Source organism: Ahrensia sp. R2A130, from assembly GCF_000179775.1.
Classification (GTDB): Bacteria; Pseudomonadota; Alphaproteobacteria; order Rhizobiales; family Rhizobiaceae; genus Pseudahrensia.
This window is the reverse complement of sequence record NZ_AEEB01000003.1, coordinates 943,404-965,718: the sequence shown is the minus strand read 5'-3', so window position 1 is coordinate 965,718 and position 22,315 is coordinate 943,404. Positions and strand designations below refer to the sequence as shown.

Here is a 22,315-nt window from a genome sequence, read left to right as displayed (position 1 = left end):
CAGTTACGGGATGCCCGCTGGTCGGGTTTCATGCAAGAGCCGATCAGCGTTTGGCGATGAGCCGGTTCAATTCGTCACGCCAGTCGATCATGCGGATGGGGGTTCCGTGGACGCCGTTTTCAAACGACACCATGCGGACGGGGTAGTTCGAACGGCGTGCCCGCAGTTTGCCGAGGAAACTGCGCCAGCCCGAGTGCGGGAACACCACGTCTGCCGTACCGTGAGCGACGACAATGGGTAAATCGCGCGTGTTACTTTTTATCGTCGCGCTGTCGAGAAAGCTGTCGTTCCAGCGGGCGCCCAGAAGGATGATGCCATCCAGCAGTGCGGCTTTGGCGGGGTCCGAGGCCAGCCGCCAGCAAATGCTGCCGCCCATAGAGCCACAAGCGATGTACAGTTTTCCGGCAGGTGACAGAACGCGGGCATGGGTGGCTAGTGCTTCGATATCGCTCGTGCCTTTGGGGCCAAAGCCTGCAAAGTCCGGTGTGATGAGCAAGCCGCGATTGCGGGCCATCAGGTTTTGCAGACGGTTGAAATTGCCGCCGAATGTCCAGTCGTTCACGCCCTGTCGGCGGTTGCCGCCCTTGCCGTGAACGTAGATTACCGTGACCGCAGCGCCGCCATTGTAAGCACCGACTTCGAACTTTTTCTTTGTGCCATTGGGTGAGGCGTAGCTGCGCACGCGGCGCTTCCACCGCACGGATGTATCGACGAAACGGTCATGGGCCTTGCGGCGCAGAACCTTGTCGCGGGCGACCATGTCGCGCTCGCGGTTGTAAGCTACAGTGATGTCGCCGGCACCGTCTTGTGTGACGGGTGCCGGATAGTTGAAGAGGTCGTTTTTGAACGGTGCCAGTTGTGCGGCGGCGGGAGCGGTCAACAACATTGCCGCTGAAAGAACGATTGCTCTCAATGCCATTTCGGTTCTCCCGCGACAGGTGTGATGCGCTTGGCGAGTTGGTTTTCGCGGTACGAAATCCAGCTGGCAGCCACGACGATTATCGTGCCGCCTACGATCACCCATGGGTCCACAGCTTCACCGAACACGAACCAGCCGAGTGCCACGGCCCAAACCAACTGTAAAAACGTGATCGGCTGGGTGACTGAAATAGGAGCGGCCGCCAGCGCCCTCGTCATGGCGTAGTGGCCGAAGGTGGCGGCGATGGCGCAGGCGAAGAGGAAGCCCAGCTCGCGCATGGTGGGCCACTGCCAATCCCACAGCGCAAGCGGAAACAGGAATATAGTCACGCAGATGGTGAGCATCACCACGATATCGGTGGACGACATGCGGCCCGTCAGGCTTTTCGTCATCAGGTAGGAAGCGGCGAACAACGGCGCGGTGCCGAGCTGCGCCAACTGTCCGATTGAGACTTCCTGAAAGCCGGGTCGGATGATGATGAGTGCGCCGATCAAACCTGCCACGACGCCGGCCATGCGGCGCAGGCGCAGCTTTTCGCCGAGGAAAATTGCCGCGCCGATGGTGACCACGATGGGCGTGACGTAGCCGATGGCTGTCACCTCGGCGATGGGTATGCGGGCCATGGCGAAGAACCACAGTGTCACACCAAGCGCATGGGCCAAGCCGCGCAGAGCGGAGAATTTTATCAGTTCGAATTCAGGCACATTTCGCATCATGCGAAAGATTGCCGGGGCCAGCAGCACGAGGCCAAAAGCGTAGCGGATGAAAGCTGATACCGGCGCGGGTAAGTCGGAGCCGAGTTCGCGCACGATGCCGGTGACGACCACGAACATGATCGTCGTCACAACCATCCACGCGATACCCTGAAGGGGGAGTGTTCGCGATGGTTTGACCGGTACGCTGGCTATGCTCACCGCAACAGTTGGGCGATTGCGGTGTCGGATGGTTTCGGCGTCATCTTCGGTGCTTCAGACGACAGGCAGCCAAGCTTTTGATCGCGCCAATGCGGTACGTTCTGCGCCATGATGCACTTTGCCATGTAGGAGCGGTCGTCCACCGTGAGGCAAATGATATCGCCGATCTCGTGGCGGCTGCCGAACTTGTCGGTGCAGTAGCACTCGATGACGCTGCCATCCTTGCGTTTTACATCGGCAAGCGCCGCCGTGGAGGCGGTGGCGAACAGTGCAAAACTGAGCAGCAATCTCAACATGCCTAAAGACTAGCACAGGTTCCGGCTTTGAACAGGGGGGTGCGTTTCAACTATCGCGAACCGAAGCGTTGATCGAGCCACGCGATGAAATCCGCCGTTGTCTCGTCGCGGTTTATTTCGTTCAAGCTTTCGTGGCGTGTGTCGGGCAGCAGGTTCAACGTGACATCGGACATGCCGCGCGCGGTCATTCTATCTGCCAGGTTCTGCATCGCCTTGCCGTTTTCGGTGCAAGGGTCTTTCAACCCGCCCACCAGATGCACGGGCAGGGTGGCGGGCAGCTTGGCCAGTTGAGCGTCGTCGGCACCAGCTTTCACGCCATCGGTGACGGACAACCACAGGCCCATGGTGACGGGAAAGCCGCATAGCGGATCAGCGACATAGGCATCCACCTCGGCGTCATCGCGCGACAGCCAGTCGAAGTCGGTGCGGTTTGGGGGAAAGGCTTTGTTCCAGGTATCGAAGGTCAGTGTTTTCGCAAGGCCGGACGGGACGTCGGAGCCTTTGAATGCTTTCTGAAATTTGAGGATGGAACGGAATACGGCGAGCAACGCACCGCCCTCAGCACCGGAATTCCAGCATGCGATGGCATCGGATGCGGTGGGATTTCGCAGCGCATGGTTCAGCGTGATGATCGAACCCATGGAATGCCCGAAGGTTATGAGCTGGGTTTCGGGATGTTGTTCCCGCGCCAGTTTTTGAACGGCGGTAACATCTGCCAGCACACCGTCGAGGCCGTCCGGTCCGAAATGGCCTAGCGACGATTGTGGGTGCTGCGTTCCGCCGTGGCCGCGATGGTCGTGGGCGATCACTGCATAACCGGCTTTAGTTAGCGCGTTCGCAAAGCGGCCATACCGCCCCGCATGTTCCGCCATTCCGTGGTTGATGTGGACGATAGCTTTTGGTGCGGCAGATGGTGCAGCGCGATAGATGGCAGCCGTGGTTCCGGTGTCCAGTTTCGTTTGCTTTGCTGTCCAGTCCATATATCAGCCCACCGTTTTCCTGTGCGGTGATACCAAGCACGGCTAAGGTGTTTTGACGAGGGTGTGATATGGCTCAGCCGCATTACCGGAACCGTCTGACGCCTCGCGCCGTTACGCTGTGTAATCCCGAACATTCGAGCATGACCCATGGCTGACGACAGTCGCGACCTGACCAGCGGCTCCGTTCGCAGCCGCCTGTTTCAATTAGCGGGCCCGATGACGCTTGGCATCGCGGCGGTTATGGCCGTTCCGTTGGCTGATAGTTATTTTCGGGGGCAACTCGGCACGGGTCCGTTGGCGGCCCTATCGCCCCGCTAATCTCATCTTTTGCAAACGAGAGCTTAGGTGCTGAGGTTATGGGCTTCGGACGTTGAGAGACATTTATCTGAGCGGTTTTTTCGTATTTTGTAATATAAAGTAATAATATTATTATATTTTACAACCAAGTACAACCGTCGAAAAATCTTTCTGTTTCAGTTGGTTCTCGAAAATGCAGCGAAAAATTTGGATTTATTACTGAATTACAACCAAGTTCGCGTACTTTACAGCAATCTGTAATTTCTAAATATCTCGGGTGAGGAATTCGATCAAAGCGCGGCTAGTGCGTTAGGCGACATGAAAAAAGAAACCCGAACTGAGCGTTTGGTCAGGTTAGAGAAGCAGCTCGAACATTCGATAGCTAAAAGTAAGGAAGCTGGAAATTCCGATTCTGAGTATTGGCTCACAGCTGCGAAACACAGTATTTCACGTACACTTGTTAGAGACGACGAGATAGAAGTTCTGATCAAATCGGGTGAGAAAAAATCAGAGAATAGTTGAATTCTTATTGCGATACCACACGGTACTGGCGCGAAAATTTTGATGAAAACAACACAAGATTTCGATTTTAGAACTGTAGGGGGGCATCTTAGGCTTCGTGCTTGGCGGAAATTTCGCGGGCTAAGTCAATCATCGGTCGGATCAGAAATCGGGGTCACATTTCAACAGGTTCAAAAGTACGAAAGTGGCGTCAGTTTAATACCAAGCAATCGATTGAAGGTTCTTAGTAGGAAGTTTTCCGTGGACCCTGAGGTGTTTAATTCTGACGCAAATTTGTTTGTCGATTGCATACGATATTCCATGATGGCTGAAAATAATACGTCTGAGAGTATTTTCCATGATGCTATTGAATTGAACTTAATACTTATGTTGGACGAAAATTATAACCTAAATATCAGGGCTTTGGCGCTCTTGGCTGACTACGTTGAACTAGGCGTGCCTATGTCATCGCAAGGAGTTTCGAATTGATTGCTGAAGATCAAAAATTTAAGAACATGAAAATACATTTGGACGGCGGTACTTTTATCCGCTGTCATTTCGAAGCCTGTACTATTGTTTTTTCGGGTGTCGTTGGATCTCATCTAGAAGGAAATCGGTTCGAGTCTTGCACCTTTGCTTTTTCTGGTCCTGCTCACTCTATGATCCGATATTTGTCATTCCTATCTCAAGCTGGCGACGTTGGCAGAGATACGGTTTCGAACCTATTCGCTGCAATCCAGAGCAGCCCGAAAACAAAAAGTTTTCAAACGCCGAGTAACTTAAACTAAATTTTCTGAAGACGGGATATATAACTGTGAGTGCGCAAACCTAACGATTTTCCGATCCTGTTTCGCCCTGATGTTTTCATATTTGCGCTTATGCGGGCTCGGCCATGCTGCGCAGCAAACGCTTTGTCCTCGATGTCGATTGTTATGGTATCCAGCGTTTGATCGTTTCTTCCCCGCGCCTTGTTTCGCGCGGCTTGCGCCGTTACATCACGGCCAACAGTTTTCCAATTCCCGCGCAGACTTTCCGTCGCGCCGCACACTTAGCGGAGGCAGCCCCTATGGCACGCCAGTTCATCTACCACATGCAGGGCCTCACCAAGACGTACACGGGCGGCAAGAAGGTGCTCGATAACGTTCACCTGTCCTTCTACCCGGACGCCAAGATCGGTGTGCTCGGCCCCAACGGTGCCGGTAAATCGACCTTGCTGAAAATCATGGCCGGTACGGACAAGGACTGGACCGGTGAAGCGTGGGCGGCCGACGGCACCAAGATCGGCTATCTGGAGCAGGAACCGCATCTCGACCCCGAGCTGAATGTTCGTGAGAACGTGATGACCGGTCTTAAAGAGAAAACGAGCATCATCGACCGCTACAACGAGTTGATGATGAACTATTCCGACGAAACTGCTGATGAAGGCGCTGCACTTCAAGACCAGATCGACGCTGAGGGTCTTTGGGACTTGGATGCGAAAGTCGATATGGCGATGGACGCGCTGCGCTGCCCTCCCGGTGATGCTGACGTTACTCCGCTTTCCGGTGGTGAACGCCGCCGTGTTGCGCTTTGTCGTCTGTTGCTGTCGGAACCCGATCTGTTGCTGCTCGACGAACCGACCAACCACCTCGACGCGGAAACCGTGTCATGGCTCGAAAAACATCTGCGCGAGTTCAAGGGCGCCGTGATGATCGTGACCCATGACCGCTACTTCCTCGACAATGTGACGGGCTGGATTCTCGAACTCGACCGCGGGCAGGGCATTCCCTACGAAGGCAATTATTCCGCCTATCTGGAAAAGAAGAAAAAGCGGATGGTGCAGGAAGGCCGCGAGCAGGACAGCCGTATGCGCCAGCTCGACCGTGAACGCGAATGGATGGGCACCAGCCCGAAAGCGCGACAGGCGAAATCGAAGGCCCGTATCAACAAATATAACGATCTTGTGGAAGCGGCTGACCAGCGCAAACCTTCCGACACGCAGATCGTCATTCCTGTGGCAGAGCGTCTTGGCCAAGTGGTGATCGAAGCTGAAAACGTGTCGAAGGGTTTTGGCGACCGCCAGCTCATCGAGAACCTGTCGTTCAAACTGCCCGCCGGTGGTATCGTCGGCATCATCGGTCCCAACGGTGCCGGTAAAACGACGCTGTTCAAGATGATCACCGATCAGCTCGACCCCGACACCGGCACCATGCGCGTGGGCGAAACCGTGAAGCTGGGCTACGTCGACCAATCCCGCGACAGCCTCAACCCTGACGCCACCGTTTGGGAAGAAATTTCCGGTGGTGCCGAGGTCATCAAGCTGGGCAAGCACGAGGTGAACTCTCGCGCTTATGTCGGCTCGTTCAATTTCCGTAAGGGCGACCAGCAGCAGAAGGTCGGCACGCTGTCCGGCGGTCAGCGCAACCGCGTGCATCTGGCCAAGATGTTGAAGTCCGGCGCTAACGTGCTGCTGCTCGATGAGCCGACCAACGACCTCGACACTGAAACGCTATCGGCGCTCGAAGATGCGCTCGAAGAATTCGGCGGCTGCGCCGTCATCATCTCGCATGACCGCATGTTCCTGGACCGTCTTGCCACCCATATGCTGGCTTTCGAAGGCGACAGCCACGTGGAATGGTTCGAAGGCAACTTCGAGGATTACGAGAAAGATAAGATCCGCCGTCTCGGAGACAACGCGTTGACGCCGAAGCGGATTCACTTCAAGCCGCTGGGGCGCTGATGAACTTATACATCTTGCTTGCTCTGAAGGAGGGCGTCGTGCATCGTTGATCGTCTATTTGATTGCCTCAGGTAAACTAATCAATGTCCTTCTACTATTGGCACACACTTGTCGTGGACGATTTGGCCGGTCCATTCGACGGTCGTGATACGAAAATTCACACCGATACAAACAAAAATCCGGATTGGTCGGATATGTCGATCTCGACGAATATCGGTTCGAGTTCCGTAACGTTTGATGAGGCAGAGTTTTCCGGGAATATAAGCCATTTACTTAATAACCGCACCGACTCATACGGTGAGTACGTGGCATCGTTCCGCGACACGGTGGTTTTCGACACGCTTTCATCTGATACCGACTCTGTCGGCCTCAGGTTTTCAGGCACGCTGTCGGGTGGCGAAGGTAACTCGTTGTATGGACGCGATCTAAGCGCGTCTAACTGGCATACGGTTACTACGACTGTAAGCGCGACAAACGTTTTTACCGGGGTGCGCTATTTCGAGAGTTTCGAGTGGGAATACGGTGTAACCAACAGCATAATTCTCGATATACCGATTTTTGGTCGGCTTGAAGCTTACGACGTGTCGTATTCGATTAGAGTGGACAAAGACAGTTCCGGCTGGCTGTCATTTGACTACGATGTCGACATTGCACAACCCGAAACCGTCGTGGTTTCCTCAAGTTCCGGGCTACACGCCGACAGCACTGATATAGAAAATATCATCGTTTTGACGCATGGTTGGCAGCCGTACTTATTGTCCAGACCGGACGAAATTGAAGGCCTTGCGACCTTGCGGGATGCTTTGGAGGCGAGACTGGAAGCCGAAGGTGTTCGGGACAATACGCTTATAGTGGAATACAAATGGCCGGATTCGGTTACGCCGCTGAATTTCCTCGCTTACGGAGAGGCGCGCGATGCAACTTACAATGCGGGACTACAGCTTAGTTCAAGCTTGGGTTCTCTAATTGGGGTGATCGACTCAAAAGATGAGGAGCGGGCAAGTCCTAATGTTCATTTTATCGGGCACAGTTTGGGCACATTGGTAAACGCGTTTGCTGCTCAATCACTATCATCGACCGATTATGTTCAGCAGGTAACTATTTTAGACAGTCCCCTTGATCCTGCAAAATTCTTTAATTCCTCGGAGTTGGCAGCTCTCGTTGATGGCGGTCTATCCGGTGCGGATGCCATCCCTCATGAACCGTTCTTTTGGACTTACATGAATTCCAGCAATATCGGCTACGTCGATAATTATTACGGCGATCAAACCAGTCTTATTTTCAAGGCGGCGGACAATTACGGACAGCCCATTGTTGGAACTGGACCTATTGTCGGAGAAGGCGGGGTTGTGTTCCCCGGAGCCAATCATGGCGAGGTTGTCGACGAATACGCTGAGATTGTCAGGAACGGGGATTGGCATTCGCCTGCTATAGGCAATCTATCCATCCCTCAGGCTTGGAACCCTCAATCAGTATTTGAGATTTTGGACATTGAGCGTGGCGGAGAGGAAGCCGATGTGCTGGTAGGGGACGATACCCAGAACTGGATTCTCGGTTACGATGGATCCGACTCGCTGATCGGTGGTCTGGACGCAGACCGCATGTTTGGTGGTCGAGGCGACGATTACTACCAAGTTGAGAATATCGCTGATGTCGTAGTTGAACTCGCAGGCGAGGGCGACGATATCATCGATACGTTTGTGTCTTACGACGTACCCGTGAATGTCGAGGTTCTGCGGATGCAGGGGACCGATGATCTGGCCACGAATGGTTCGGTGAACCGCGATATCATTCAGGGCAATTCCGGCGACAATTACATCAACGGTGCTGGTGGTCTTGATGTGATGATTGGTGGTGATGGCAATGACACCTACACCATCGATGACTCACAGGATGCAGTGGTCGAGGCCGTCGGTGGTGGTGATGACGTTATTTATTCCTCTGTCGATTACCTAATGAACCCTGATCAGGAAATCGAAACAGCCATTCTCACTGAGAATGCGGTTACGTTGCGCGGTGATGATTCCGACAATCAGCTGTTCGGCAATGACCTCGTCAATGTTCTCGAAGGCAAAGGCGGCACGGACTATCTGCTTGGGCTTGGCGGCGATGATATTTTTCAGGTGTCAAAAGAGGCTAATGCGACCGACCTCGACGTTTTCGGCGACTTCGAAGGTGCCGGTGTTATAGGCGGCGACCGGATTGCACTCGACGCTGCCCAGTGGGGCATGGACGGCATCGTCACGCAGCTTTCACAAACAAGCTTCGAAGTCTCTCGTGCCGATGGCACCAACGGCCAGCAGTTCATCATCGCCAATCTGGAACAAGGAAATAATGGCTTGTTGATGGGGGATGATTATTATTTTGGTTAGGCAACAAAACGGCGGTTTTTCAATCGCTTGAAGCGGGTAGGCTGGGTGTATTGGCCGGATTAGCTGTTGACGCTACAGGCGCAGCAGCGTTTCTTAGCGGCCATGAGATCATTCCGTTTGGAGAACCCTATGCGACTTTTGAAAACCCTTGCTCTTACTGCCGCTCTTTCCGCATCGCTTGCCATGTCCGTTTCGACATCGGCGCTGGCTGAAGATGCGTCCTGCTCCACAGTCACATTCTCCGATGTGGGCTGGACCGACATCACTGCCACCACTGCTGCGACCACCGAAGTGCTAAAAGCGCTGGGCTACGAGACCGAAATCAAGGTGCTGTCCGTGCCGGTGACATACGTATCGCTGGCCAAAGGCGATGTTGATGTGTTCCTCGGCAACTGGATGCCGACCATGGAAGGTGACATTGCGAAATATCGCGAAGACGGCTCGGTAGAAACCGTTCGCGAAAACCTCGAAGGCGCGAAATACACGCTGGCCGTCAACAAGGCCGCCGCCGATATGGGCATCAAGACTTTCGCCGACATCGCCAAGAACAAAGATGCGCTCGATGGCTCCATTTACGGCATCGAAGCGGGTAACGACGGCAACCGCCTGATTCAGGATATGATCGACAAGAATGCTTTTGGCCTTGAAGGCTTCAAGGTCGTTGAGTCCTCCGAAGCCGGTATGCTGGCACAGGCCACCCGCGCATCGAAAAAGGGCGAGCCTATCGTGTTCCTTGGTTGGGAACCGCACCCAATGAACGCCAATCTGGAAATGTCCTACCTCGAAGGTGGCGATGATTTCTTTGGCCCGAACCTCGGCGGCGCAACGGTCTATACCAACGTGTCCAAAGGCTATGTCGAGAAGTGCTCCAATGTCGGCGCGCTGCTGAAAAACCTGAAATTCTCGCTTGCCATGGAAAACGAGATCATGGGCGCGATCTTGAATGACGGCACAGAGCCATCTGCTGCTGCATTGGCATGGATGAAGGCCAACAAAGACATGGTCATGGGTTGGCTCGACGGTGTGACCACCAAAGACGGTGGCGATGCAAAAGCCGCAGTCGAAGCTGCGCTGGCTGGCTAATTCGCCTGTTTGAAAAACCTACGGGGCAGGGCGCGCAACGTCCTGCCCCGTTTCTTGTTTGGTGCGCTGTTTGGAGTTGACGTGTGATGGAATGGCTAACCGACAATAAGATCCCGGTGGGGAAGGCGGCTGAAAGCGTCGTGGATTGGCTCATCGCCAATGGCAGCGCGTTTTTCGATGCGCTGGAAAATGGCCTATCCGTCATTGTGGAAGCCATTCTGGCAGTGCTGCAGTTTCCGCCCCCGCTTATTGGCGTAGCCATAATCACGGTGATGTCGTTCCTGCTGCACCGTTCGATCATCTTCACCATCGCAATGGCGGTTGGGCTGCTTTTCATCGTCAACCAAGGTTACTGGGAAGAGACGACCGAGACGCTGACGCTTGTGCTGTCATCAGCCTTCCTATGCATGGCTATCGGTGTACCGATTGGCATTTATCTCGCGCATCATCCGCGTGCGTTTGCGATTGCGCGGCCGATACTCGACCTCATGCAAACGCTGCCGACCTTCGTTTATCTCATACCGGCCATCATCTTCTTCGGTATCGGCATGGTGCCCGGTCTGGTTGCAACCGTGATCTTCGTCATTCCGGCACCCATTCGTCTGACACAGCTTGGTATCGCGGCGACGCCTGCGGCCCTTCGTGAGGCTGGTACGGCCTTTGGTGCATCGTCATGGCAAATGTTGCGCAAGGTTGAGTTGCCCTATGCGCTTCCGCAAATCATGGCGGGGCTGACACAAACAATCATGCTGTCCCTCTCCATGGTAGTCATTGCTGCGCTGGTGGGGGCTGATGGTTTGGGCATTCCCATCGTGCGGGCGCTGAACACGGTGAACACATCGCTCGGCTTTGAGGCCGGTTTCGTGATTGTCGTTCTGGCGATCCTGCTGGACCGATTGCTGCGCGTGAAGAAGACATCGTGATGACCGCTTCTTCTGAAATTGCAAAGCCCATCGTTTCCTTCAAGGACGTCTCTATTGTCTTCGGGGCTGCGCCAAAGACCGCACTACCGATGATCGACGAAGGTCGAAACCGCGCCGAAATTCAGGAAGCGACCGGCCAAATTCTCGGTGTTGCGGAATGTTCGCTCGACGTCATGCCCGGTGAAATCGTCGTTCTTATGGGCCTGTCCGGTTCTGGAAAATCAACGCTCTTGCGCGCGGTCAACGGGCTTAACCCCGTCGTGCGCGGCTCCGTGGAAGTGGCGATGACTGACGACCTTGTCACCATGGCCGATCCTGCTAAAGCCAATCGCTCTACCCTGCGGAAACTGCGGCAGCAACGGGTTGCGATGGTATTCCAGCAATTTGGCCTGCTGCCATGGCGTAGCGTGCGCGACAATGTAGGCTTCGGATTGGAACTTTCCGGCATGGGCAATGCAGCTCGTCGCGAACGTGTCGATGAGCAACTTGAACTCGTCGGCTTATCGGACCGTGGCGACAGCATGGTGGGCGAATTGTCTGGCGGCATGCAGCAGCGTGTTGGCCTTGCGCGCGCGTTCTCCACTCAAGCACCGATCCTGCTCATGGACGAGCCGTTTTCCGCGCTGGACCCACTGATCCGTGACAAACTTCAGGATGATTTGCTGGAACTGCAGGAACGGTTGAAGCGCACTATTATTTTTGTCAGCCATGACTTTGAGGAAGCCATCAAGCTGGGCAACCGCATTGCGCTTATGGAAGGTGGTCGTATCATCCAAACCGGTACGGCGCAGGATATTTGCCTCAACCCTGCGACAGACTATGTGGCCGCGTTCGTGGAGCACATGAACCCGCTTTCCGTGCTGACCTCAGGCACGATTTCCACGGCCATCATCGGCTCCGACACGCCTTCGGGTCCATCCGTTGCCTACGACATGGCGCTTGGCCCGCTCATGGAAAAACTGCTCGATAGCGGCGGTTCGCTGGAGGTTACGAAGGACGGGCGTGTGGTTGGTATGGTCGGCATGGCTGACGTGGTGGCCGCGCTCAACCGTCGCTAAGTCGTACTTCGATCACACACGATAAAGCCGCTGCTCCGGAATACGTGCCTGCACTTTCTCGCCCGGTTTGATCGTGCCAGGTTTTTCGACCCACGCCACCAAACCGCGGCGGTTTCGCGCGGCTTTTACAAAGTCCAGTTCCACATCATCGCGGCCTTCGAAATGGCTGGCAATCGCACGGCCCGAAACACGGCAAGGCGCGTTGTCGCCGTCGATACGAAGCGTAACGCCACCTTCGAAAAACAGACATGTACGGGGTGGGAGTAGCGTAAGATCTTCGATCCCGTCGATCGTGAGATTCGCGCCGATCCATTCCGGTTTGATCTCTGGCAAGTCGAGAGCGCGCGCAACAACGCGCAACTCAGCAGGAGACAGAATGGAGAGCTGACGCTCGTTCGCCATTTCCGTGCCACGTGGATACCACGGTTCACGCCCACCGGATTTGCGCATATGGCCCGCATGATAATCGCCGGGAATGCCCGCAAAATCGAGGTCAAGCTGGTCCACCGCTTCGGTGCTAAAGCTGTTGCCCTTTGCTTTGAAGGTGCCTGAAACCACAGCATCAATGCGCTGTGCCTTCACCACATTGTCGGCCTCGTGATGGTTTGCAAACAGGTCGGCCATGTTAAAAATCTCTCTTCTTCGATGTGCCGTTCATAATGCAGGTTGTCTGTTTGCAAAAGCATTTGCGTGCCTCAAATCCACCTCGCATTTTCGTTAGCGTATGTTCTGGAACGCAGCCACGCCAGCCGCGTTGGTTTCTCAACAGTCCTCTTCAATCAGGTGCTTTCATGATCCGTTCGCTTCTTGCATCCGTCGCCATCACTGCTTTCACGTTGACGCCAGCCCTTGCTGAAACCTTCCCCATTGAGGGGTCGCAAGGCACGAAATTACAGGGCGAGGCAGTCGCCAGTTTCGATCAACCTTGGGCCATGACGTTCATGGATGACACGCGTGCGCTGGTCACCACCAAACCGGGCAAGCTCATCGTGGTTGATACGACCGATGGCTCCACAACCGAAGTGACGGGCGTGCCCAAAGCCACCGTTGGCGGGCAGGGTGGTATGGGCGACGTGGTGCTGCATCCCGACTTTGCGAGCAATGGCATGATCTATCTGTCTTTCGTTGAAAGCCTTGATGGTGGTGCCACACGCGGCGCCGTGGTGGTGCGCGGCAAGCTGGTTATGGCTGAAGGCAAGCCTCCTGCGCTGGAAGGGATCGAACCAGTATGGACCCAGCTTCCGAAATTACCGGGGCAGGGGCACTTCTCTCACCGCATCGCATTTGGGCCGGAGGGCAGCCCGCAAGCAGGCAATCTTTTCATCACATCCGGAGACCGCCAGAAGCAGACACCGGCGCAGTCTTGGGACATGGCGCTTGGTAAGGTCATCCGCCTGAATGATGATGGTTCTGTACCTGCGGATAACCCGTGGCAGGACAAGGGAGAACTGGCGAAGACGTTTTGGTCCACCGGACACCGCAATCTCTTGGGCATCGACTTTGATGCTTCCGGCCAGCTTTGGACGAACGAGATGGGTCCTAAACACGGTGATGAATTGAACCGCATCGAGGTTGGCAACAACTACGGTTGGCCGGTCGTTTCCAACGGCGACAACTATAACGGCGTGCCAATTCCCGACCACGACACGCGACCCGAATTCAACGCACCGGAGGCCTTCTGGGTACCGTCCATCGCACCTGCTGGGCTGGTAATCTATGACGGCGACACATTCGCCGACTGGAAAGGCGACGCCTTCATCGGTGGCCTCGTCAGCCAAGCGTTGATCCGTGTGGATATCGCCGCAGATGGTTCTGCTAGTGAAGCCGAGCGCTATTCGTGGAGAAAGCGTATCCGTGAAGTCGAGCAAGGGCCGGATGGAGCGATCTGGGTGCTTGAGGATCGCGACGGTGGCCGCCTCGTGAAGCTTACACCAGCCGGTTAGACATCGTCCGGATCGAATGGCTCCGGCAGATCTTCGGGGTTCTCCAAACCCCGTGGGCTGCCCCACTCCCGCAACTTGTCGTCAATCTCACCTGCCACAAAAAATCGTGCTGATTCGTGATCGTAGCCGTCGTCGCGAAGCTCGTCGTAGTCGGTGTGCATGTGCCGTATATGCGCGACGGTGGCCAAAAACGCACCGTCTCGCGGTGCCAATGATCGCATATGTTTGGACCGTGCGGCCTCGGCAATAGGCGCAAAATCAGCATAGGGCGCGAGCGGAATAAGCTCCCGCAGAGCTTTGTTGATAGCCTTCTGTCGCGGTGTCGTGGCGCGCATCAGCTTAGCGGGCTAGCCGCGATTCCAGCCAATGGGCGGCCTGCAGAGCTTTGGCGTCCTGCCCGAACGGAGCGATGATCTGAATACCAAGTGGAAGCCCTGTGCCATCGGCCAAACCTGCAACGTTGACGCAGGGCATGCCGAGTAACGTCCACAAGCGGTTGAAGCTGCTGTCGCCGGTAAACCCCAAACCTTCCGGTGCGGCACCCGTTGACGATGGAGCAATGAGCACGTCGCATTTATCAAACAGATCGCGGCTCGCCTTACGTGCGCGGTTGGCGATGCGTCTTGCGTCATCATAGGCGTCCGGCGTCACCGTTTCGCAGTTATCGAGATAGTCGCGCAAAGGCCCGCTCAACAGATCGCGGTGGTTCATGGCCTCGAAGGCCAACGCGTGTCGGGCCTCGAATTCTTGAATGGGGGTATGGGCCGCGTGAGCTGCTGCGACTGCCGTAGGCTCTTCGATATTGGTAACAGGCGCGCCCCAAGCTTTGGCGCGCTTGGCAGCGTGGTTGACAGCCTCGCGCATATCGACGCTCATTAGGTCGTCGATTGTAGACGCAAGAAGCCCGAAGCGCGGCGGTGTCTCATCGGTCCCGGAAACATACAAATCGCGCCCTGACATGGCTGAAGCCACAAAGGCACAATCGGCTGCGGTGGCTGCAAAAAACCCCGGTGTGTCCAGCGACCAGGAAAAGTGCTTCATGCCCACTGTAGGGAACAAACGAAAGCTCGGTTTATAGCCTGACACGCCGCAAAAGCTGGCAGGACGAATAACCGAACCACCGGTTTGCGAGCCTATGGCAGCCGGAAAAAAGCCTGCCGCAACGCCTGCAGCGGAACCGGAGGATGAGCCGCCCGGCGTGTGATTATGGTTGTGCGGATTGCGGGTCGCGCCGGGCGTAAACCATGCAAATTCCGTCGTTACCGTTTTGCCCGCAATGGTGCCGCCAGCGCGCCGCAGCATGGAAACGAGCGCAGCATCAGCTGCCGGAACATGGTCTTCGTAGATCGGCGAACCGTAGCAGGTTAGTGCATCTGCCGTGTCGAAAATATCCTTCACCCCAACCGCGATACCAGCCAACGGGCCTTTGTCCGGTTCGGTGTCAGGGTTGCGGTGGCTGTAGATGTTGAGATCAGCTTCGCGCTCTGCCGTTGCTTCATCACCAAGCCGAAGTGCTGCGGTAGCTGACAGCTCGCCACGTTCGATCTGTCGGGCAATATCTTGCGCGCGCAATGGTGCGAGAGGGTGCGAGTTCATGGCCGTGTTTTCTGTTATCAGCGTGGCGCGATACGTTTCCATAACCTGCCGTCGATCGCGATCAAACCGCTAAGAATGAGCGCCATCCCCACAATGTGTCGCGTTTCTAGCGTTTCACCGAGAAAGATCATTCCCAACACTATTGCCGAGGGCGGCACCAGAAAGGTTACGAGGGAGACATTCACCGCGCCTGCCTTTGACAGAATTTCGAAAAACAGGATGTAGGCGAAGGCGCTGCATATCACTGCCAAAGCAATCACGCTCCAGATTGCCAGCGCCGAAGGCATCGGCAGTGCCCACGGTTGGTCCCAGAGCAATGCCAGTGGTGCGATGAGTATTGTGGATGCTGTGAGCTGCCCGCGTGCGGTTTCCATTGGTGGCACTTCAGCAAAGCGCTTTCCGAACACGCTGGCAAAGCCGTAGGAAATTGTTGCCCCCAGCACCGAAAGCTGCGCCCAAGCGGATGCTTCCAGTCCTGCAAATGCGGCGCTGCCGATAAGCGTTGCAACTCCTGCAAAACCCAAAATAATACCTACCACCTTAGGTGCCGACATACGCTCGTCGCTGGTGGTCTGGTGAGCGATCAGGACAGTCCAGATGGGTGTCATCGCATTGACGATTGCGGCCAGTCCTGCGCCGATTTCCTTTTGGCCAATGAAGATGAGCAGAAAGGGGATGATATTGTTCAGCACCCCCATGATGGCAAAATTCTTCCACGCTTCGCGGTTGTGCGTGAAGCCGGTGCGCCAGAAAATAAGGACCGCATTAAGAGTGAGCGATGCCAGCGCGACACGCAGCAAGACTAACGTCAGCGGTGGGATTTCCAGAACAGCGATACGGGCGAATAGAAACGACCCGCCCCAGATGAAGGCCAGCAGAAACAACATGGCCCAGATGCGGGCGGATGGGGCGGGGTGTGATGTCATCGCCCGCCTGTCGCACCTTCAGCGTTCCGCAACCACCCGATAATGGTTTTCGTAGATTCTATTCACAGATGCGATAAGGGTTGGGATTACCGATTGTGCGGCCCAAATCGAGGTGCAGATGCGTGGCGTGTGCAGCGTTCGAGCCGGGGCCAAGAACGGTGGTGAAGTAATCGCAAGCGCCTTCGCGGACGGCGTTGAAATAGGCAGCTTCCCGCTCCTTCATGCCGCTTGAATCCCGAACGTCGATAACCGTGCCATCAGCGAAGCTGAATGAGAGAATATCCAGACCATAGCCGAAAGCGTGTTCAGACAATTTGCCTGTCAACGCGTTGTTGCGACGGCGGCACTGGAAGCCTGTTCCTGCTGTGATTTTCGTCAGTTGAGTTTCGAGATGAATTTGTGCGAGCGGCTGCGCGCGGTAAGTTATGTAGTTGGAAAGTGCTGTTGCGAACACGCAATCAACCGTTGCTTGCGATGACAGCGAGACCGGCATTGGGCCTGAAAATGTTGTGACGGAAATCGGCTGCTGAATACGGCACTCAGGATATTTGCCCTTTGGCGATGGCGATGTTTGCGCGTCACTCTTGGCAGCGAGTTCAGGAATGCACTGAGCACTGACCACCCTTTGCGGGCGAGGTTTCGATGCGGGGTCGGGCTTTTTTTCAGATTTTAATTCAACGGGTTTGCGGCGTGTCGGCTCTGCGGTTTGTTGATTTTCTTCAATGGTTTGCTGTGGTTTTCTGTTTTCTTGAGTCGGTTTTTGCGCGGGCTCAATGACCTGCGGTGATGCAGGCGAATTGCGCGGTGCCGGTAGCGTTACATCTGCTTGCGGAGCGGTATCAGCCAGATCATCATCTTCCACGCGTCCGCCTGGAATATCGTCCGGCAGCACATCGTCTGGAACAGTTTTCTGACCTGATACAGGTCGCGGGTCGGGCGTCGCAACCTCACCCTTCCGGCTGAGCAATTCTCGCTCGACAGGACCGGCCAAAGCGGTGGAACCGATGCTGACTGCAATGGCGCTGGCAAGAAGGTGGCGGACAAGAGCCATGTTGATTTCGGTCTCCGTGATGATCGGTCACGATTGCAGATTTGGTGCGTGGCGGTCTAGGTGGCTTAAAGTTTAGCTCGGTGCCGTCACATGACCCAACCCCTCAAAACCAAAAGCGTTGCCATTATTGGAGCCGGCATGGCTGGCTTTGCTGCCGCCAAGATATTGGCCGATGATGGCTACAAGCCGGTGATGTTTGAGAAAAGCAAAGGCATCGGCGGCCGTATGGCGACGCGACGTATCGATGACGAGGTCGCTTTCGACCATGGCGCACAGTACGCGCGGGTACGAAGCGATGAGTTTCTCGCATTTCTGGTTGGTTTGGGTGACTCTGCGGGCGTTTGGACGCCCCGCGTAAAGGACGACACGGTTGCGACCGATAAGCCGCTTTATGTTGGCGTGTCCGGTATGAACCGGTTGCTGGAACCACTGCGCGAGCGTGTTGACCTTCGTCTCAATACTTTGGTTTCGGGCCTGCTGGTTGGCGCTGATGGTGTGATCATAACTCTCGAAGATGGTTCTACAGAGAGTTTTGATCGTGTGATTTGCACCATTCCCGTACCCCAAGCACGGGTGCTGTTTGGTACGGATCAAGCGTTGGTCGATGCAATGTCGGTGGTCGAAGTTGATCCATGTTGGTCGCTGATGGTGACATTTGAACAACCGCTGGGCGTTACTTTTGATGCTTGGCGCAACGTCAGCGACGAACTCGGCTGGGTCGCGCGCAACACGTCGAAGCCGGGTCGAAATGGCCTTGATTGTTGGGTTGTCCATGCGCGTGGCGATTGGAGCCGCGAACACCTTGAGCGGACCAAGGAAGACATTGCGCCGGACATGCTGGCAATGTTCGCGGATGCTGTGAGCATCGATTTTCCAGAGGTGCGGTCTGCCCGCGCCCACCGCTGGCGCTATTCGCAAACAGTCACGCCACTGGGGCAGTCTTACCTTCAATCCGCCGACGGTCGCTGCTTTATCGGCGGCGATTGGGCGTTGGGTGGGCGCATCGAAGCGGCATTCGGTAGCGGCACGGAGATGGGCCGTGCCGCCATTGCCGCGCTAGGCTGATGCTTTCCCGTAGCCACCGGCTGCGGGTGTGTTGAGGATGACGGCTTCGCCGGCGACGACTTCGGTTTGTTCGGCTGGTGCTAAAAGTTGAATCGTACCATCCAAGCGGCGAATTTCGGTCTTGCCGCATTCGCCATTGCCACCGCCCGCAATGCCACGCGGGGCGTTAAGGCGGCTGGAGCCGATGATGGCGCAGGTCATGTCTTCGAGGAACCGCATGCGTCGCGTCGTTGCATCACCGCCGCGGAATTCCCCTGCGCCGCCGGAGCCGCGACGGATGGAGAATTCCTCCAGCACAACTGGGTAGCGCATTTCCAGAATTTCGGGGTCCGTCATGCGCGTGTTGGTCATGTGCACATGCACGGCGTCGGCACCGGGGAAGGCGTTGCCTTTGCGGTCGATACCTGCGGGGGAACCGCCACAGACGGTTTCGTAATTCTGGTGGCGTTCATTGCCGTAGGTCAGGTTGTTCATGGTGCCGGGGGCGTTGGCAAATGCGCCAAGCGCTTCGAATAAGCAGTTGGTGACGTGCTGGCTGGTTTCCGTGTTGCCAGCGATCACGGCTGCGGGATAGACGGGGCGCAACATGCAGCCATCTGGCACTATGATGTCGATGGGTTTCAGGCACCCTGCGTTCATGGGGATGTTGCCGTCCACCATCATGCGGAACACGTAGAGCACGGCTGCACGGGTGACGGGCAGGGGTGCGTTGAAATTGTTCTTCTGCATGTCCGACGTGCCGGTGAAGTCCACCGTCGCCTTGCGGGCGGCTTTATCAACGGTAATCTTGGCGACGATTTTCTGGCCGGTATCCGTGGGATACACCGCCTCGCAATCAGACAATTGGTCGATGACGCGGCGCACGCTTTCTTCGGCGTTGTTCTGAACGTGGGTCATATAGGCATCGACGACGTCCTGCCCGAAATGGGTGACCATCTTGCGAAGTTCGGCAACGCCTTTTTCGTTGGCGGCCACTTGGGCGCGCAAGTCGGCCATGTTCTGGCTAACATTGCGGCAAGGGTATTTGTGGCCGGTCAGTACGGCCGCCATTTCGTCTTCGCGGAAACGGCCTTCATCGACGAGTTTGAAGTTGTCGATCAACACACCTTCTTCTTCCACATGGGTGGCGAGTGGTGTGGCGGAACCGGGGGCGAGGCCACCGACATCGGCGTGGTGGCCGCGCGAGGCGACGTAGAACAGGATTTCGTCTTCTTTAGCGTCGGCGGAAAGTTCACCACCGAAGACGGGCGTGACGACAGTGATGTCCGGCAAGTGAGTGCCACCATTGTAAGGGGCGTTCAGCACATAGACATCGCCGGGTTTCATCGTGCCTTTGTTCAATTCGATGATGGTTTCCACAGAGCGGTCCATGGAGCCCAAATGCACCGGCATGTGGGGCGCGTTGGCGACAAGCTGACCGTCTGCATCGAAGACGGCGCAGGAATAATCGAGGCGCTCCTTGATGTTCACCGAGTAGCCGGTGTTCTGGAGCGTCACCCCCATCTGTTCGGCAATCGACATGAACAGGTTGTTGAACACTTCGAGCAACACGGGGTCGGCAGCGCCGTCCGTGCCGATCACAGCCTCGCGGGCCATCTTCTCGGTGCGGGTGAGGATGATGTGATCGAGGGCGTTGATCTCGGCAGACCATCCGGCCTCCACAACAATTGTCTGGTGGTCTTCGATGATGAGCGCGGGGCCGGTGAATGTGTTTCCTGGTGCGAGGTTTGCGCGACGGAACACGTCAGCGTCGTGGGCAGCGTTTGTAGAGAACATGTGTGTCGATGCGGACGCTGTAATACTGCGTGCATCGAGCGAATGTTCCGCTTCACTTGCGGATGCACCACCGCCGACAGCTTCCAATTCGATCGCTTCCACGATCAACGGCTTGTCGAAGGCAAAGCCGAACTGTGCGCGGTGGGCCTCTTCGAATGAAGCGCGCATGGCGGCTTCATCGGCCAGCGGCACGGCAATCGGGGTGTCGGTGCCATCGTATCGTAAGTGAATGCGGGCGTGGGTTTTGGTCTCGTCGGCAGGCACGCCTTGGCCGAGAACTTCTTCACGCACGGCTTTGTCCAGTTTGGCACGCCATATTTCGATCTGGGCCAAACCATCAGCGTCTAGCGGTTGAATGATGGCTTGCGAGCGGCTGGCGCGAATGTCTGCCAAACCCATACCGTAAGCGGACAGAATGCCGGAAAACGGGTGGATGACAACTTTCGTCATGCCCAGATTGTCGGCCACAGCACAGGCGTGTTGGCCGCCTGCGCCGCCGAAGCAGGTGAGGGCGTAGCCCGTCACGTCGTAGCCGCGCTGGACGGAAATGGTCTTGATGGCGTTGGCCATATTGTCGACCGCAATGCGAAGGAAGCCATCGGCAACCTGTTCAGGTGTGCGGCCATCGCCGATTTCTGCAGCAAGTGCGGTGAATTTTTCACGCACGGTTTCGACATCGAGTGGCTGGTCCTGATCGGGGCCGAAAATCGCGGGGAAGTTTTCCGCCTTCAGTTTGCCCACCATGATGTTGGCGTCGGTCACCGTTAGCGGTCCGCCACGGCGATAGCCTGCAGGGCCGGGGTTGGCGCCAGCGGATTCCGGGCCGACGCGGAAACGACCGCTTTCGTAGAAGAGGATGGAGCCACCACCGGCAGCGACGGTATGGATTCGCATCATGGGCGCGCGCATGCGAACGCCAGCAACTTCGGTTTCAAACGCCCGTTCGTATTCGCCGTCGCAATGGGAAACGTCCGTGGACGTGCCACCCATATCGAAGCCGATGACCTTATCGAAGCCGGAAAGAGCAGATGTTTCCACCGCACCCACGACGCCACCGGCGGGGCCGGAAAGGATTGCGTCCTTACCCGCAAACAGGTCGGCATCGGTGAGGCCGCCAGAGGATTGCATGAACATGAGGCGCGGTTGGTCTGTCGCGTCGCCGCCCAATTCGCGGCGAACCTGATTGACGTAGCGGCGCAGGATAGGTGACAGGTATGCGTCCACGACTGTGGTGTCACCACGACCGACGAGTTTGGCCAAAGCGGAAACTTCATGGCTGACAGAAACCTGAGCGAAGCCCACGGAGCGGGCGAGTTCAGCGACAGCCTGCTCATGTTCTGGGTATTTCCATGCGTGCATGAAGGCGATGGCGATGGCATCGACACCGGACGCGCGCACGGCTTCGAACTCAGCGCGGATGGCGTCGAGGTCGGGTGCAGCTTCTACGTTGCCGTCTGCCAGCACGCGCTCATCGACTTCTACAACCTGCTCGAACAGCTCTGCTGGTTTGATGATCTGACGGGCGAAAATATCGGGGCGGGCCTGATAGCCGATGCGAAGTGCGTCACCGAAGCCGCGGGTGATGAACAGCGCCACGCGGTCGCCCTTGCGTTCCAGCAGCGCGTTGGTGGCGACCGTGGTCCCCATTTTCACCGCGCCGATGCGGGCGGCGGGCAGCTTTTCGCCACGTGGCACGCCAAGCAGATTGCGGATGCCTTCGATGGCGGCATCGGGATAGGCTTCCGGGTTTTCCGACAGCAGCTTGTATGGATGCAGCGACCCGTCAGGCGCACGGCCAACGAGGTCTGTGAATGTGCCGCCACGGTCGATCCAGAAATCCCATTTGCCGCTCATCTTGATATTCTCCATACTCCCGATATGGGTGAGTTGTCGGCA

Annotated in this window: 19 protein-coding genes; 9 read left to right on the top strand and 10 right to left on the bottom strand. The window is 56.3% G+C overall.

What is annotated here, in order from left to right:
- Positions 1-43: 43 nt before the first annotated feature.
- Genes R2A130_RS05385 through R2A130_RS05370 form a run of 4 tightly spaced genes read right to left on the bottom strand, consistent with a single transcriptional unit; the run spans position 44 to position 3,109 of the window.
- Positions 44-919, bottom strand: a complete 876-nt coding sequence (locus R2A130_RS05385; protein WP_009757765.1) for an alpha/beta hydrolase — start codon at positions 917-919, stop codon at positions 44-46.
- Positions 910-1,833, bottom strand: coding sequence for a DMT family transporter (locus R2A130_RS05380; RefSeq protein ID WP_009757764.1), 924 nt, complete (start codon positions 1,831-1,833; stop codon positions 910-912). The genes R2A130_RS05385 and R2A130_RS05380 overlap by 10 nt, the downstream gene beginning before the upstream one ends.
- Positions 1,830-2,129: a hypothetical protein gene (locus R2A130_RS05375; protein ID WP_009757763.1), complete on the bottom strand. Its 300-nt coding sequence runs from the start codon at positions 2,127-2,129 to the stop codon at positions 1,830-1,832. The genes R2A130_RS05380 and R2A130_RS05375 overlap by 4 nt, the downstream gene beginning before the upstream one ends.
- 50 nt (positions 2,130-2,179) lie before the next feature.
- Positions 2,180-3,109, bottom strand: coding sequence for an alpha/beta fold hydrolase (locus tag R2A130_RS05370; RefSeq protein ID WP_009757762.1), 930 nt, complete (start codon positions 3,107-3,109; stop codon positions 2,180-2,182).
- Positions 3,110-3,256: 147 nt separating this feature from the next.
- Here R2A130_RS05370 and R2A130_RS18390 point away from each other — a divergent pair, with 147 nt between their 5' ends.
- From R2A130_RS18390 to choV, 7 genes are all read left to right on the top strand, one after another.
- A complete protein-coding gene (locus tag R2A130_RS18390; RefSeq protein WP_009757761.1) occupies positions 3,257-3,427 on the top strand; it encodes a MatE efflux family protein in 171 nt (56 codons plus the stop codon).
- A gap of 543 nt (positions 3,428-3,970) precedes the next feature.
- Positions 3,971-4,396 (top strand): helix-turn-helix transcriptional regulator, encoded by a 426-nt coding sequence (locus tag R2A130_RS19125; protein WP_050786055.1) that lies wholly within the window; start codon positions 3,971-3,973, stop codon positions 4,394-4,396.
- Positions 4,397-4,973: 577 nt separating this feature from the next.
- Entirely contained in the window at positions 4,974-6,626 is a 1,653-nt protein-coding gene (gene ettA / locus R2A130_RS05360; RefSeq protein WP_009757759.1) for an energy-dependent translational throttle protein EttA, read from the top strand.
- A gap of 83 nt (positions 6,627-6,709) precedes the next feature.
- Entirely contained in the window at positions 6,710-8,998 is a 2,289-nt protein-coding gene (locus R2A130_RS05355) for a calcium-binding protein (RefSeq protein WP_009757758.1), read from the top strand.
- 129 nt (positions 8,999-9,127) lie between these two features.
- Positions 9,128-10,081: a choline ABC transporter substrate-binding protein gene (choX, locus tag R2A130_RS05350; RefSeq protein WP_009757757.1), complete on the top strand. Its 954-nt coding sequence runs from the start codon at positions 9,128-9,130 to the stop codon at positions 10,079-10,081.
- Positions 10,082-10,167: 86 nt separating this feature from the next.
- Positions 10,168-11,004, top strand: coding sequence for a choline ABC transporter permease subunit (gene choW, locus R2A130_RS05345; protein WP_009757756.1), 837 nt, complete (start codon positions 10,168-10,170; stop codon positions 11,002-11,004).
- Entirely contained in the window at positions 11,004-12,062 is a 1,059-nt protein-coding gene (gene choV, locus R2A130_RS05340) for a choline ABC transporter ATP-binding protein (protein ID WP_009757755.1), read from the top strand. Before choW ends, choV begins: the two co-directional genes overlap by 1 nt.
- 12 nt (positions 12,063-12,074) lie before the next feature.
- Here the strand turns inward: choV and R2A130_RS05335 are convergent, their stop codons facing one another.
- Complete coding sequence (locus R2A130_RS05335) at positions 12,075-12,686, bottom strand: MOSC domain-containing protein (RefSeq protein WP_009757754.1); 612 nt, start codon at positions 12,684-12,686, stop codon at positions 12,075-12,077.
- Positions 12,687-12,853: 167 nt separating this feature from the next.
- On the opposite strand from R2A130_RS05335, the gene R2A130_RS05330 reads away from it, so the two are divergent.
- Complete coding sequence (locus R2A130_RS05330) at positions 12,854-14,005, top strand: PQQ-dependent sugar dehydrogenase (RefSeq protein ID WP_009757753.1); 1,152 nt, start codon at positions 12,854-12,856, stop codon at positions 14,003-14,005.
- On the opposite strand, the gene R2A130_RS05325 is transcribed toward R2A130_RS05330, so the two are convergent.
- Genes R2A130_RS05325 through R2A130_RS17445 form a run of 4 tightly spaced genes read right to left on the bottom strand, consistent with a single transcriptional unit; the run spans position 14,002 to position 17,578 of the window.
- Entirely contained in the window at positions 14,002-14,340 is a 339-nt protein-coding gene (locus tag R2A130_RS05325; protein WP_009757752.1) for a DUF2293 domain-containing protein, read from the bottom strand. The genes R2A130_RS05330 and R2A130_RS05325 overlap by 4 nt on opposite strands.
- Before the next feature lie 4 nt (positions 14,341-14,344).
- Complete coding sequence (locus R2A130_RS05320) at positions 14,345-15,601, bottom strand: amidase (RefSeq protein ID WP_009757751.1); 1,257 nt, start codon at positions 15,599-15,601, stop codon at positions 14,345-14,347.
- Between the two features lie 17 nt (positions 15,602-15,618).
- Positions 15,619-16,527 (bottom strand): DMT family transporter, encoded by a 909-nt coding sequence (locus R2A130_RS05315; RefSeq protein WP_009757750.1) that lies wholly within the window; start codon positions 16,525-16,527, stop codon positions 15,619-15,621.
- A 58-nt stretch (positions 16,528-16,585) separates the two neighbouring features.
- The gene (locus tag R2A130_RS17445; protein WP_009757749.1) at positions 16,586-17,578 is read right to left on the bottom strand and encodes an extensin family protein; all 993 of its coding nucleotides are present in this window, start codon (positions 17,576-17,578) and stop codon (positions 16,586-16,588) included.
- Between the two features lie 90 nt (positions 17,579-17,668).
- Between R2A130_RS17445 and R2A130_RS05305 the strand changes: the two genes are divergently transcribed.
- Positions 17,669-18,643: an NAD(P)/FAD-dependent oxidoreductase gene (locus tag R2A130_RS05305; protein WP_009757748.1), complete on the top strand. Its 975-nt coding sequence runs from the start codon at positions 17,669-17,671 to the stop codon at positions 18,641-18,643.
- Here R2A130_RS05305 and R2A130_RS05300 read toward each other — a convergent pair.
- On the bottom strand, positions 18,635-22,273 hold the full coding sequence (locus R2A130_RS05300; protein WP_009757747.1) for a hydantoinase B/oxoprolinase family protein: 3,639 nt from the start codon (positions 22,271-22,273) through the stop codon (positions 18,635-18,637). The genes R2A130_RS05305 and R2A130_RS05300 overlap by 9 nt on opposite strands.
- Positions 22,274-22,315: the final 42 nt, after the last annotated feature.